The sequence below is a fragment of the Curvibacter sp. EU05-FHT14A10 genome (genome assembly GCF_058791075.1).
The window spans coordinates 307,983-321,066 of the sequence record NZ_JBYTDE010000001.1 but is presented as its reverse complement, the minus strand read 5'-3'; the positions used below and the strand labels follow the sequence as shown (position 1 = coordinate 321,066).

Sequence of the window (13,084 nt, the reverse complement as noted above, 5' to 3'; positions counted from 1 at the left end):
CCTGCAGGCCTTCTGCGGACCATCTGCGGGCTCTGGCGAAACTCAAACCCCCGGGTCGGCCTGGTGCCGGCCCTGCCCTCCCTATGACCGAACACGACATCGAGCAACTGATTTCCCGCATGACCCTGGCCGAGAAGCTGGGCCAGATGACCCAGGTGCAGCCGCATGGCCGCGACCAGGAAGAGCGCGTGCGCCGGGGCGGCGCCGGCTCCCTGATCAACGTGGTGGGTGACGATGCCTACCATTACCAGTGGCTGGCGGTGGAACACTCCCGCCTGGGCATTCCGCTGCTGCTGGGCCGGGACGTGATCCACGGCTTTCAGACCGTGTTTCCGATCCCCCTGGGCCAGGCCGCCGCCTTCGACCCCGAGCGCGTGCGCCTGGCCGCCGCGCATTCGGCGCGCGAAGCCGGTGCAGCCGGCGTGAACTGGACCTTCTCACCCATGCTGGACGTGGCCCGTGACCCGCGCTGGGGGCGGATTGCCGAGAGCTTTGGGGAAGACCCGCTGCTGATCTCGCGCCTGGGCGTGGCCATGGTGCAGGGCTACCAGCAAGAAGGCGTGGCGGCTTGCGCCAAGCACTTTGTGGGCTATGGCGCGGCCGAAGGCGGGCGCGACTACAGTGCCACCGACCTGGCCCCGAGGGCCTTGCTCGACACCTATCTGCCCCCCTTCCTGGCAGCCCAGCAAGCCGGTGTGATGACGGTGATGAGCGCCTTCAACGACCTCGACGGCGTGCCCGCCACCGGCCACGAAGACCTGATCCGTGGCACGCTGAAAGAACGCTGGGGCTTTGATGGCCTGGTGGTCAGCGACTGGTGCTCGGTGACCGAGATGATTGCCCACGGCTTTTGCGAAAACGCCGCCGCGGCCGCCCATGCCGCCGTGAGCGCCGGCGTCGACATGGAAATGGCCAGCACCAGCTATGGGGACCACATTGCGGGCCTGATCGAACAAGGCCTTCTGGACGGGACCCTGGTCGACGACGCCGTGCGCCGCATCCTGCGCATCAAGGCCCGGCTGGGCTTGTTCCAGCACCCCTATGGCGCACCTGACCGCACCCCAGCCCAGCGCCCGGCGGCCACCCAACTGGCACGCAGCCTGGCTCGCGACAGCTGCGTGCTGCTGAAAAATGAGCACGGACTGCCCTTGGGCGAGCACGCACGGCGTGTGGCGGCGATCGGCCCTCTGGCCGATGCCCCGGGCGAACAACTGGGCTGCTGGGTGTTCGATGGCGAACGCCAGCACAGCCAGACCGTCTTCGCGGCCTTGCAGGAGCGCCTGGGCCCCCGGCGCGTGGTGCATGCCCGCGGCCTGGAGCACTGCCGCAGCCACGATCTGGACGGACTGGACGCGGCGGTCGCCCTGGCCCGCAGCGCCGAGGTGGTGGTGCTGTGCCTGGGCGAGGACGCCGGTCTGAGCGGCGAAGCCCACTGCCGGGCCCACCTCGACTTGCCCGGCGCGCAGCAGACCCTGCTGGAGGCGGTGGCCGCCACCGGCGTGCCCGTGGTGCTGGTGATCATGGCCGGCCGCCCCCTGGTGCTGGGGCCGGTGCTGCCGCACGCCCAGGCCGTGCTGTACGCCTGGCACCCGGGCAGCCAGGGCGGCCCGGCCATCGTCGATGTCCTGTGCGGCGAGTCCCCCAGCGGACGCCTGCCGGTGAGCTTTCCGCGCAGCGTGGGCCAGATCCCCATCTTCTACAACCACAAAAACACAGGTCGCCCGCCCCATCCCGATGCACCCAGCATCCCCTCGGGCACCCCGCTGGACCCGAGCGGCTTCTTTGCCGCCTACCTCGATGAGGACCACCGGCCTCTGTTCCCGTTCGGCTTCGGCCTGGGCTATACCCGCTTCGAGTACAGCGACCTGCAACTGTCGGCCAGCCAACTCACACCGGGCGGCACCCTGTGCGCCTCGGTGCTGCTGAGCAACACCGGGCACCGCAGCGCCACCGAAGTCGTGCAGTTCTATGTGCGCGATCTGGTGGGCTCGGTGACCCGCCCGGTGCGCGAGCTGAAAGACTTTCAGCGCATCAGCCTGCTACCCGGCGAAAGCCAGCGCGTGAGCTTCGAACTGCACACCGACGCACTGCGCTTTCATGACCGGCACCTGCGTCTGGTCTGCGAGAGCGGACGCTACGAGCTGTGGATCGGGCCCGATTCGGCCTCGGGGCCGAGCGCGGGGTTTGAGGTGACCACGTCGCAGGCGTGAGGCCTCAGGGCACCAGGCGCCGCAAAGCAACTGCGGCATCCACAATCCCAATCCCCTGGTAAGACGCCAGGGGGGGGCAGATTTTGTTTGTGTCCAGGCACGATCAGACCTGGACGTGCCGGCCCAATGCCAGCCCGGCCACGCCTTGCTGGTTGGTCAAAGCACTCTTTTTGTGAAAGCACTCTTTTATTCCAAAAAAGTATTTATTCATGGAACAACATGAATTACTGTTATATTCGCCGGGTGGTGGCCGGAGCCAACAAAGCTGGCAAAAACCAGGAACCACACACAAAAGAGTGCGCCGCCTCATTGTTGATGCAGCCCCTCCAGTTGGTTTGTAGAGCTGCAGCCAACAGCGTTTCCAATGCTCACGCAGCTCGATTCGAGCCTGCGCTTCTGAATGAATCAGATTTCAAAGACCTCCATTTCCATGGGCAAGTACGTCGTTTCGCCCACGACATATCAGACCGATTGCGGCCGCTTCCGTGCCTCTTTTTCGGTCCACCGCTCTCTCGGCAACGGCAGCTACTGCCGCGTTTTCCGCTTCGACAAGGCCTTCGCCTCGCGTGATGCGGCCCGGCTCTTTGCCGTGACACAGGGCTGGTTGCAAACGTGCATGGCCTCGCCTCCCGTTTGCTGACGACTCGCTCCAGGCAGATCCGATCCAATCCCCCCCAGCTGCAGCGCGCCTCAGTGGCGCCCGCCAGCATCATGAATGGGTGCCACCAGCTGCGCACCGCACCTCAGAAAGGCTCCAACATGAGCACCAAAATCTACGTGGGCAATCTGCCCTATTCCGTCGACGACGCCAGCCTGAAAAGCAATTTTTCCGAGTTCGGCAGCGTTTCATCCGCCAAGGTGATGATGGACCGCGAAACCGGTCGCTCCAAGGGCTTCGGCTTTGTGGAAATGGCCTCCCTTGAGGTGGCTCAGGCCGCCATCACCGGCCTGCACGGCATGTCTGTCGATGGCCGCTCCATTGTGGTGAACCTGGCCCGCCCGCGCGAAGATAACAACAAGTCCGGCGGCTACAGCGCTGCCGGTTACACCGCCACCCAACGCAAGGATGTTGGCTATGGCACGGGCGGATACGGCGGCGGACGCTACTGATCTCCGAACTGCACAGTTGAAAGGCCTGCTCTTGCGAGCAGGCCTTTTTTCATGGCGCGTCCGACACAGGCGCCCACGTCCTTTGGGATTGAGGGGCGAGAATCCTCAGGAAGACTCGGACTTCAAGCACCTGTCGAGGTGTCGGGGCCCTGATCTTTTCAAACAGCGCGCCCACGGCCTGGGTGTGCAGGGTGTTCGCTCAGTGAAAATCGCATGGGGACGCTAGCGCAAAGCGCCCCAAGCCGCCATCGCGGCCCCCACTTCCACGGGGCTGCGCCCCGACCAGGGTGCCCGGCCCAGCAGGGCTTGTACGCAGGCCTGCTGCATGGCCGGCACGGGCGAGTAGGCATTGATCCAGCAGCGGCAACCCGAGGCATCCGCCAGGTGATAGGGGTTGCCAAAGGAGATCAGCAGGTGTGGCAGGGTGTGCCAGTGGCGCTCCATGGCGCGGGCGGTGTCGCCGTGCAGGCGCTTCCAGTCCAGGCGCAGGCTGCCCCGGCACATGCCGGCCTCACGGGCCAGCACATAGATCAGCACGTCGTGCAGGTCGGGATCGACCAAGGTGTGGGGACGGTAGCGGGTCACGACAAAGCCCTCGGCCTGCAGCAGCTCAGCCATGCGCAGATCGGGCAAGGGCTGGCCGAAGGGGGTTTGTCGCTCGCCCTCTTCCACCAGCAGGATGCGGCGATGCCGCTGGGGCACCAGGGGCAGCAGGCCGTCCAGGTCGCGCACCCGGGTCAGGGCCGCAGCGGCACATTCGCGGACCCATTGCTGTTCCTGGTCGCGTTCGGCGGTCTCATCGGGCCCAACCGAAGGGGGGGCACCGGAGCGTCGCGGTGACGGTACCAGGCCCAGCACGCATTGCAGCGCCAGCACCCGCGCCAGGGCTTGGTTGACCCGGGCCCAACTCAGGCGCCCCTCGGCCAAGGCACGCTCCAGATACGCCACATCGAGCTCGGGCTGCCCCGAGAACAGCAACATGTCACAACCCGCAGCGACCGCCTGAGGCAGGGTCTGCCAACGGGGACCACAGGCTGAAAAGCCGGCCATCAGCGTGGCATCCGACAGCAAGAGCCCCTCAAAACCCAGTTCACCGCGCAGCCACTCGGTGCTGAGCACCGGCGACAGGCTGGCGGGCCGGTTCAGCCCTCCGTCCAGGGCGGGCAGCCCGATGTGGCCACACAAGACGGTGCGCACGCCCGCCTCGATGGCGGCGCGCCACACCGGGGCATAGCGGGCCAGCCAGGCCTCACGCGACAGGCTGTTGCAACTGGGCTCCAGGTGGTGGTCCCGCCAGTCCACACCATCGCCGGGCCAGTGCTTGGCGCTGGCGGCCAGCCCCTGTGCCTGCAAACCTTGCACAAAGGCCCGCGACAAGGCCGCCACCTGGGCCGGATCGACACCGAAGGAGCGGGTGTTGACCACCGGGTTGTGCGGATTGAGGTCCAGATCGACCACGGGCGACAGCACCCAGTTGACCCCGCAACGCCGCGCCGCCTGGGCCGCAGCCTGCCCCATGCGGCGGGCCCAGACGGTGCGCCCGGTGGCAGCCACCGCCATGGCGTTCGGAAAACCCAGCCCATCGGCACCGGTGTGCTCACCAAACTCGATGTCGGCTGCGACCAGCACATCCGCCCGCCCCAATGAGCGGGCATGGGACTGTAGCTGGCTCACCAACCGGGCACTGTGCTCATCAGGGGCGCCCGGCACAAACAATCCACCCACGCCTTGTGCCACCCAGGACTGATAGCGCACCGGGGTGCCGTCGGCCAGGGCCAGCACCAACAGCCGCCACAAGCGCTGACGTGGCGGCAGGGTTTGCAACTGCTGCGTCACCCAGGCACGCTGCCAGGGCTTGAGGCTCAGTGGTCCCGACGCCGGCAAGGCGTCTGCAGGCTCAACTGTTCGAGGGCGGGACATAAGCTTGCAGCAGACGCATGGCGTCCAACTCGTTCGCCGCGCCGTAGGCGCTGCCAGCGCGCCCGGGGACCACCCGATGGGCCAGGCGCCATTCACCTGGGGTGCAACCCAGCGCGCGGCGAAAGGCCAGGTTGAACGCCTTGGCATTGGGAAAGCCACAGGACAGCGCCACATCGAGCAAGGTGCCGGTGACGGGCCGACTCAGGGCATCGAGGGCCCGGCGCAGCCGCACCAGGGTGATGAACTGGCCGAAGGTGTTGCCCGTCTCGGCCTTGAACAGCCGGGCCAGGTAGCCGCTCGACCAGCCCAGGGCCTGGGCCACCTCCCCCACCGAGATGGGCTCGGCCACATGGTCCTGCACATACTGGCAGACCCGCTGCAGGCGCCGGCCCAGGGCCTGCTCCTCCTCGGGCAGCAGCATGGGATGGGCCTCGGGCCCCAGCGCCGAGGGCAGGCCACGGATCAGGCACGACACCATTTGCAAGACACCGGCCTCGATTTCGAGCTTCCAACCCGGGCGCTGCAGGCGCTGCTCCCACATCATGGACGCCAGCAGGCCGCGCAGTCGGTCTCGCAAGGGGCGCAGGCTGGGCTCGCTGTTGAGCCCCTCGATCTGAAAACGCCGGCGTCGAAACTCCGGGTCATGCCGCGCACCGGCGGGGTCCAGTTGCAGGCACAACACCAGATTGGCGCCCCCCAGGTCGTGGCTGGCATGGGGCTCGCCCGCATGCACCAGGGCCAAATCACCCGTCCGTACCCGCTGCAAGCCCATCGCGGTGTGCAACTCGACCTCGCCGTTGAGCACCAGCAAAAGCTCGAAGGCCGAATGCAGGTGCAGCCCCACGTCTCGCACATCGTGGAAAAACAGGCGCAGAGGCAACTCGGCCGGAAAGCCAATGCGCTCTACCTGCCAGCCCAGGGTGCGAGGCGGCCCAACGGGCGCAGCCGCCGGCGTGGCCTCAGGCAGATTGCTGTCGTCAAGTGAAAATGCCGAACCAATTTCCAAGGCCATGTGCCGCGCTCCAGTGCGTGTCATGCGGCGGATCACTGACCCAGTTCCGGCGCAGGAACGGCGCGGATTCTGGCCCCAAAGGAGGCGCTGGCTTGTCAGCGAACACCTCGTATTGCTCCGATCGTCGCTAAAAACGCACCGGCCAACGGCTCCAGACGTGAAAAAGCCGCCCCAAAGGGCGGCTTCTTGGCTGAGGGGTCGCAACGGTTGAAACGGCTCAACGACGGCGTTGGCGCAGCAGCAGCAGCACCGAAGCCAAGGCCAGGCCGACAAACACCACGAACGACCAGTTGGCGATCGAGCCCCCCAGAAAGGTCCAGTCGATGGCCGAGCAATCACCGCTGCCCTTGAACACCATGGGGATCACGCGCTGCAGCGGAAAGGCCTCGATCATGCCGTAGAGGTCGCGGCCGCAGGTCAGCACCTCGGGCGGGTTCCATTGCAGCCAGCTCTGGCGTGCCGCCACAAAGGCGCCAAAGCCCGAGGTCAGCAGGATCAGCACACCACCGGCCAGCCAGCCGCCGCGGCGCGGCGACAAGGCTGCCAGCCCGGCCCAGACCGCCACCAGCAGCAAAGCGTAGCGCTGCACGATGCACATCGGGCAAGGCTCCAGCCCGACCACGTGTTGCAGGTAAAGCCCGAAGGCCAGCATGCCCAGGCAAGTGGCGCTGGCCAGGGCCAGCAACAGGCGCGGTGCGCGGTCGAACCAGTTCAGCAAAAACAAATCAGTGTCCTTCAACAAACACGCGAGCGCGGCGTGGCGTGACCACCAGCAGCTCGCCTTCACGGAAACCCAGATCACGGTATTGTTGCGCAGGGATTTGCGCCTCGATGATCGTGTCCTGGGTGCGATTTTCCGCTGTTTGGTGATCTTCGGACGGAATAAGTTCCAACCTGGCGATCGGCCCCACCACGATGGCCCGGCTGAGCTGGGCCACGATGCCCCGCGGGCGGCCCTGCGCATCGATGCCGGCCCCCGGCACGTGGCGCTCGACCTCGAAGTCGTGCGGGCGCACATAGGCCGAGGCCTTGGCGTTCTGCGCACTGGCGTGTTCGGGTGAATCGATCTGCAAGCCCTCCAGATGCACCTGGCCTTCGTGAGCCCGGCCATGGAACAGGTTCACATCGCCCAGGAACCCATACACGAAGGGACTGGCCGGGTGATCCCAGACCTCTTGGGGCGAGCCGCTCTGCTCGACCTGGCCCTGGTTCATCAGCACCACGCGGTCGGCCACTTCGAGGGCTTCTTCCTGGTCGTGGGTCACGAAGATGCTGGTCACGTGCAGCTCGTCATGCAGGCGGCGCAGCCAGCGGCGCAGTTCCTTGCGCACCTTGGCGTCCAGCGCACCAAAGGGCTCGTCCAGCAGCAGCACCTTGGGCTCGACCGCCAACGCGCGCGCCAGGGCAATGCGCTGGCGCTGGCCGCCCGAGAGCTGGCTGGGGTAACGGTCGGCCAACCAATCCAGTTGCACCAGCTTGAGCAGGTCGTGCACCTTGGTCTTGATCTGGGCATCGCTGGGGCGTTCGCCGCGCGGCTTGACGCGCAGGCCGAAGGCCACGTTCTCGAACACCGTCATGTGCCGGAACAGCGCGTAATGCTGGAACACAAAACCCACGCCGCGCTCGCGCACATGCACGTCGGTGGTGTCCTCGCCCGAAAACAGGATGCTGCCGGTGTCGGGGGTTTCCAGGCCGGCGATGATGCGCAGCAAGGTGGTCTTGCCACAGCCCGAGGGGCCAAGCAGGGCGATGAGTTCGCCCGAGTCGATGTCGAGGCTGACGTCCTTCAGGGCATGGAAGTCGCCGAAATGCTTGCTGACGTTGCGGATCTGAATGCTCATGTTCTTCTTCCTCAGGCGATGGCGCCCTGGCGGGCCTGGACGGCGGATGGGGCGGTTGGGGTCGCCGGGGCTTCAGGCGGCTGGGCCTCGGCGTCGCGCATTTCCTTCTCGTGGCGCCACTCGACCACCGACTTGATCAGCAGGGTGACCAGCGCCAGCAAGGCCAGCAGCGTGGCCACGGCAAAGGCCGCCACCGACTGGTATTCGTTGTAAAGGATCTCGACGTGCAAGGGGATGGTGTTGGTCTGACCCCGGATGTGGCCGGACACCACCGAGACAGCGCCGAACTCGCCCATGGCGCGGGCATTGCAAAGGATCACGCCATAGATCAAGCCCCACTTGATCTTGGGCAGGGTAACCAGCCAGAAAGTCTGCCAGCCGCTGGCGCCCAGCACGATGGCGGCCTGCTCCTCGTCGCTGCCCTGGGCCTGCATCAGCGGGATCAGCTCCCGGGCGATGAAGGGAAAGGTCACGAACACAGTGGCCAGCACGATGCCGGGCACGGCAAAGACGATCTTGATGTCGTGCGCCTGCAACCAGGGGCCGAACCAGCCCTGTGCACCGAACATCAGCACATAGATCAGGCCGGCCACCACAGGCGACACCGAGAAAGGCAGGTCGACCAGGGTGGTCAGAAAGGACTTGCCCGGAAACTCGAACTTGGCGATCGACCAGGCTGCGGCGATGCCAAACACCAGGTTCAGCGGCACGGCCACGGCGGCGGTCAGCAAGGTGAGGCGGATGGCCGACCAGGCATCGGGCTCCTTCAGGGCCTCAACGAAGGGCCCCAGGCCTTTGCGCAAGGCCTCGGTGAACACCGCGGCCAGCGGCAGGAACAGGAACAGGGTCATGAACACCAGCGCCAGGCCGATCAACAACCATTTGACCCACACGGCCTCGGTGGTGCCGGCCTTGACGCGGGCGATGGGCTTGCGTGCGCTCATGCCGGAGCTCCTGAATGACGGCGCTGCCAGGTTTGCAGCGCATTGATGACCAGCAACAGCACAAACGAGATCATCAGCATGACCACGGCCACCGCCGTGGCACCGGCATAGTCGTACTGCTCCAGCTTGCCAATGATGATCAGGGGGGTGATCTCGGAAATCATGGGCATGTTGCCGGCAATGAAGATGACCGAGCCGTATTCGCCGATCGCACGCGCAAAAGCCATGGCAAATCCGGTCAGCAAGGCGGGGGCGATGGACGGCAGGATGACCCGCAAAAAGGTCTGCAAGCGGGTGGCGCCCAGGCAGGTGGCGGCTTCCTCGAGTTCTTTTTCAGCGTCTTCGAGCACGGGCTGCACGGTGCGCACCACGAAAGGCAGGCCGATGAAGATCAGCGCGATCACCACGCCCGCCGGCTTGAAGGCCACCGGCATGCCCCAGGCCTCCAGGTACTGGCCCACCCAGCCATTGCCGGCCAGCAATGCCGTCAAGGAGATGCCGGCCACGGCGGTGGGCAGCGCGAAAGGCAGGTCCACCAGCGCGTCGACGATCTTCTTGAACGGAAAGGTGTAGCGCACCAGCACCCAAGCCACCAACAGGCCGAACACCACGTTGACCAGGGCCGCAATCAGAGAGGCACCGAACGTCAGGCGGTACGAGGCCAGCACGCGCGGTGCCGTGACGGCATGCCAGAACTGATCCCAGCTCAGGGTGCTGGTCTTGAACAGCAGCGCCGACAGCGGAATCAACACAATCACGGCCAGGTACATCAGGGTGTAGCCCAGCGTGAGACGAAAACCGGGCAGCACCCGTTTCGCGCCCCCCCGCTTGGGGGGCGCATGGCTGACAGAAGTGGTCATGGGGTTTACCGGGCGCCAGGGGCGTAGAGCTTGTCGAACTGGCCACCGTCATTGAAGTGGACCTTCTGGGCCTCGGCCAGGGAGCCGAAGTAGTCCGACACGGCAAACAGCTGGATGGGCTTGAAGACGTCGGCGTGCTTCTTCAGCACCGTGGCCGAGCGGGGGCGCAGGGCATGCTTGGCCGCGATTTCCTGAGCCTCTTCGGAATACAGGTAATCCAGGTAGGCCTTGGCGAGTTCGCCCGTGCCCTTCTTGGCCACGGTGCGCTCCACCACGGCCACCGGGTTCTCGGCAATGATGCTGATCGAGGGGTGCACCGCATCCACCTTGCCGGCGCCGAACTCGCGGTCGACCGACACCACTTCGGATTCGAAGGTGACCAGCACGTCGCCGATGTTGCGCTGCAAAAAGATCGTGGTGGCATCGCGCCCGCCCTTGGCCAGCACAGGCACGTTCTTGTAAAGCTTGCTGACGAATTCGGCCGCCTGGGCATCCGTGCCGCCCTTCTTGCGCACATAGCCCCAGGCCGCCAGGTAGGCCATGCGGCCATTGCCGCCCGTTTTGGGGTTGACCACGATGACCTGGATGCCGGGTTTGATCAGGTCGTCCCAGTCCTTGATGTTCTTGGGGTTGCCGTTGCGGGTCAGGAACAGCATGGTCGAGGTGGTGGGCGAGGCGTTGCCCGGGAAGCGTTTGGCCCAATCCTTGGCCACCACGCCGGTGCTGGCCAGAAAGTCGACATCGGTGGTGGTGTTCATGGTCACCACGTCGGCCTCCAGCCCGTCGTTGACGGCGCGCGCCTGGGCGCTGGAGCCGCCATGGGCCTGGTCGATCTTCACGTCCTTGCCCGTGGTCTTCTTCCAATGGGCGACGAAGGCCGCGTTGTAGTCCTTGTAGAACTCGCGGGCCACGTCGTACGAGGCATTGAGCAAAGTGGTGGTCTGTGCGCCTGCCAGCGTGCCGGTCGCCAGCATCAGGGTGGCCAGGGCCAGTTTGATTTTTGTCTTCATGGTCATTCTTGTGTCGAGGAAACAGGGTGTGGGGTGACAGGTTGGCCCAGGGCCAGATCACCCGCCAGGGATTGCAACAGGGCCAGGCCCAAGGGCCACTCGCCATGCCCGGACTCCACATTGATGTGGCCGGCGTCCTGCAAGCGAACCAGCTCGCTTCCCCAGGACCGCGCATAGGCGCCGGCCAGCCGGATCGGGCAAAACGGGTCGTTGCTGCTGGCCACGAGGATACTTCGGTATGGCAAACGCTCACACGGCGCCGGGGCAAAGTCACTGAGCACGGCGCGGCGTTCCGGGTCGGCCGGAGCCACCAGCAGCGCCCCTTTGACGCGCTCACGCAGGTCGGCAGGCAAGTGCACCACCGCCATGCACCCCAGGCTGTGCGCCACCAGGACCACCGGGGCCTCAGCGGCCTCGATGGTCTCCCCCAGCGTGCGCACCCAGGCCGCCCGGCTCGGCGTGATCCAGTCATCCTGGCGCACACGACGCGCTGCCGGCAGGCGCTCAGCCCACAGGCTTTGCCAATGGCCGGGGCCGGAATCCCGCCAGCCCGGCACGATGATCACAGAGGTTGAGCGGGTCACGGCCTCAGCCCCACACCGGGGCGCCACGCGCCATCAAGGCCTGGGCACAGGCCGGTTGGGCGGAAAGGTCAAAAGCCGTCATGCAAACATCCTGATTAGAAGCGTCGGACGCATTCTGCGAACAAGGCTTTAAAACGAGAACGAATAGTTCGTTGTTTGTTTATGCGAAATTTCGCATGTAGAGCACCAACCCGTCCGAGTCAGCGGCCGTCTTGCAACCGCCATCCAAGGTGCACCCCGTCGATTGGACTCACCAATGGAACAATGCATTGCAAAAATGCTGGCTTATCAGCAATTGGCGCGCCGGTGACAATTCACACACCGCCCAACGGGCCCTTTTCTACCCTCGAAGGAAGATTCCATGAAACTGCTTCACATTGACTCCAGCGTGCTCGGCGACAACTCGGTTTCGCGTCAACTGACGGCTCAGACCGTGGCCCAGTGGAAAGCACGCAACCCGGGCGCCGAAGTCAGCTACCTGGATGTGGCCGCGCAAGCTCCCAGCCACCTGAACGGCGACTCGCTGGGCTTTCGTCTGCCCGCAGGCAGCGCGCTGACCGAAGTGCAACAACGTGAAAACGCCATCTCGGAAGCCCTGGTGACGCAATTTCTGGCGGCCGACGTGATCGTGGTCGGTGCCCCGCTTTACAACTTCAGCGTCCCCAGCCAGCTCAAGGCCTGGATCGACCGCATCTGCCAGGTGGGCCGCACCTTCAAGTACACCGACAAGGGCCCCCAAGGCCTGGCCGGTGGCAAGACCGTGGTCGTGGTGTCGACACGGGGTGGCAAGTACTCCATCTCGGAAGCCGGCAATGCCATGGAACACCAGGAAAGCTACCTGAAGACCGTGTTCGGCTTCCTGGGCATCACCGACGTGCGCATCGTTCGTGCCGAAGGCCTGAACATGGGCCCCGAGGTCAAGGCAGAAGCCCTGGCCTCTGCCGAGAAAGACCTGGCCACCGCCCTGGCCTGATGGCGCGCGGCCTGATCGGCCGCCCTGCCCCCCCACAAGCCCACCAGCCCATCCGTGCGGTGGGCTTTTTTGTACCCAATTGCGCTCGGCCGTGCTCAGTCAGGCCGTTGCAAGCGCCTGAACGCCCGCACCAGGCGCCCGGGCTCGTGCAGGCTGAAGGCCTTTCGCGCGTGTTGGGGCACATGCCAGACCGCTCGCGTTCCGGCGATGAAGGTGGCGGTGTCGCCCGGCTTGAGGGTGAATTCGCGTCCCTGGTACTTCACTTCGACCAAGCCCTCAAGCAGGTGCACAGTTTCATCGACACCAAACTGCCACTCGAAGGTGCTGGGGCCGTCGCAAGCCCACAGCCCGGTGGTGGTGCGCCCGTCGGGCGACCTGCTGATCTCGGTGGCGCGGAAGTTCGGGCTACCCTCCAGCACCCACTCGGGGTTCACATTGAAGGAGGTCAGGGGGCGGTGAACCGAAGCCATGGACGGCGGGTTCGCATGGCGCAGGTAGGTGACGCCATCCCAGGCGGCCACCAGGGCCAGCGCGGTCAGAGCCCCACCCAGTGCAATGGAGACGTTTTTTTTCATGACGGTATCAATTATGCCGAAACCGTCACGACATTAACGCTTTGT

At 65.5% G+C, this 13,084-nt stretch carries 13 protein-coding genes; 4 read left to right on the top strand and 9 right to left on the bottom strand.

Features of this window, described 5'->3' with window-relative positions:
* Positions 1-83: 83 nt before the first annotated feature.
* The 3 genes from AC3WUT_RS01405 to rbp all read left to right on the top strand — a co-directional run bounded on the left by AC3WUT_RS01405 (position 84) and on the right by rbp (position 3,320).
* Positions 84-2,210 (top strand): glycoside hydrolase family 3 N-terminal domain-containing protein, encoded by a 2,127-nt coding sequence (locus tag AC3WUT_RS01405; RefSeq protein ID WP_492345271.1) that lies wholly within the window; start codon positions 84-86, stop codon positions 2,208-2,210.
* A gap of 400 nt (positions 2,211-2,610) precedes the next feature.
* Positions 2,611-2,850, top strand: coding sequence for a hypothetical protein (locus AC3WUT_RS01400; RefSeq protein WP_492345270.1), 240 nt, complete (start codon positions 2,611-2,613; stop codon positions 2,848-2,850).
* Positions 2,851-2,969: 119 nt separating this feature from the next.
* Positions 2,970-3,320: an RNA-binding regulator gene (rbp, locus tag AC3WUT_RS01395; RefSeq protein WP_492345269.1), complete on the top strand. Its 351-nt coding sequence runs from the start codon at positions 2,970-2,972 to the stop codon at positions 3,318-3,320.
* 222 nt (positions 3,321-3,542) lie between these two features.
* Here rbp and AC3WUT_RS01390 read toward each other — a convergent pair whose 3' ends face one another.
* From AC3WUT_RS01390 to AC3WUT_RS01355, 8 genes are all read right to left on the bottom strand, one after another.
* Complete coding sequence (locus AC3WUT_RS01390; protein ID WP_492345268.1) at positions 3,543-5,240, bottom strand: glycoside hydrolase family 3 protein; 1,698 nt, start codon at positions 5,238-5,240, stop codon at positions 3,543-3,545.
* Positions 5,218-6,252, bottom strand: a complete 1,035-nt coding sequence (locus AC3WUT_RS01385; protein WP_492345267.1) for a helix-turn-helix transcriptional regulator — start codon at positions 6,250-6,252, stop codon at positions 5,218-5,220. The genes AC3WUT_RS01390 and AC3WUT_RS01385 overlap by 23 nt, the downstream gene beginning before the upstream one ends.
* A gap of 217 nt (positions 6,253-6,469) precedes the next feature.
* Positions 6,470-6,976: a disulfide bond formation protein B gene (locus AC3WUT_RS01380; RefSeq protein ID WP_492345266.1), complete on the bottom strand. Its 507-nt coding sequence runs from the start codon at positions 6,974-6,976 to the stop codon at positions 6,470-6,472.
* 1 nt (position 6,977) lies between these two features.
* A complete protein-coding gene (locus AC3WUT_RS01375; RefSeq protein ID WP_492345265.1) occupies positions 6,978-8,093 on the bottom strand; it encodes a sulfate/molybdate ABC transporter ATP-binding protein in 1,116 nt (371 codons plus the stop codon).
* Between the two features lie 11 nt (positions 8,094-8,104).
* Positions 8,105-9,037: a sulfate ABC transporter permease subunit CysW gene (gene cysW, locus AC3WUT_RS01370; protein ID WP_492345264.1), complete on the bottom strand. Its 933-nt coding sequence runs from the start codon at positions 9,035-9,037 to the stop codon at positions 8,105-8,107.
* Complete coding sequence (gene cysT / locus AC3WUT_RS01365; protein WP_492345263.1) at positions 9,034-9,897, bottom strand: sulfate ABC transporter permease subunit CysT; 864 nt, start codon at positions 9,895-9,897, stop codon at positions 9,034-9,036. The genes cysW and cysT overlap by 4 nt, the downstream gene beginning before the upstream one ends.
* Before the next feature lie 5 nt (positions 9,898-9,902).
* A complete protein-coding gene (locus AC3WUT_RS01360; RefSeq protein WP_492345262.1) occupies positions 9,903-10,913 on the bottom strand; it encodes a sulfate ABC transporter substrate-binding protein in 1,011 nt (336 codons plus the stop codon).
* A complete protein-coding gene (locus tag AC3WUT_RS01355) occupies positions 10,910-11,491 on the bottom strand; it encodes an RBBP9/YdeN family alpha/beta hydrolase (RefSeq protein ID WP_492345261.1) in 582 nt (193 codons plus the stop codon). Before AC3WUT_RS01355 ends, AC3WUT_RS01360 begins: the two co-directional genes overlap by 4 nt.
* A gap of 361 nt (positions 11,492-11,852) precedes the next feature.
* Here AC3WUT_RS01355 and AC3WUT_RS01350 point away from each other — a divergent pair, with 361 nt between their 5' ends.
* A complete protein-coding gene (locus tag AC3WUT_RS01350) occupies positions 11,853-12,464 on the top strand; it encodes an FMN-dependent NADH-azoreductase (protein ID WP_492345260.1) in 612 nt (203 codons plus the stop codon).
* Between the two features lie 95 nt (positions 12,465-12,559).
* Here the strand turns inward: AC3WUT_RS01350 and AC3WUT_RS01345 are convergent, their stop codons facing one another.
* On the bottom strand, positions 12,560-13,039 hold the full coding sequence (locus AC3WUT_RS01345; RefSeq protein WP_492345259.1) for a cupin domain-containing protein: 480 nt from the start codon (positions 13,037-13,039) through the stop codon (positions 12,560-12,562).
* Positions 13,040-13,084: the final 45 nt, after the last annotated feature.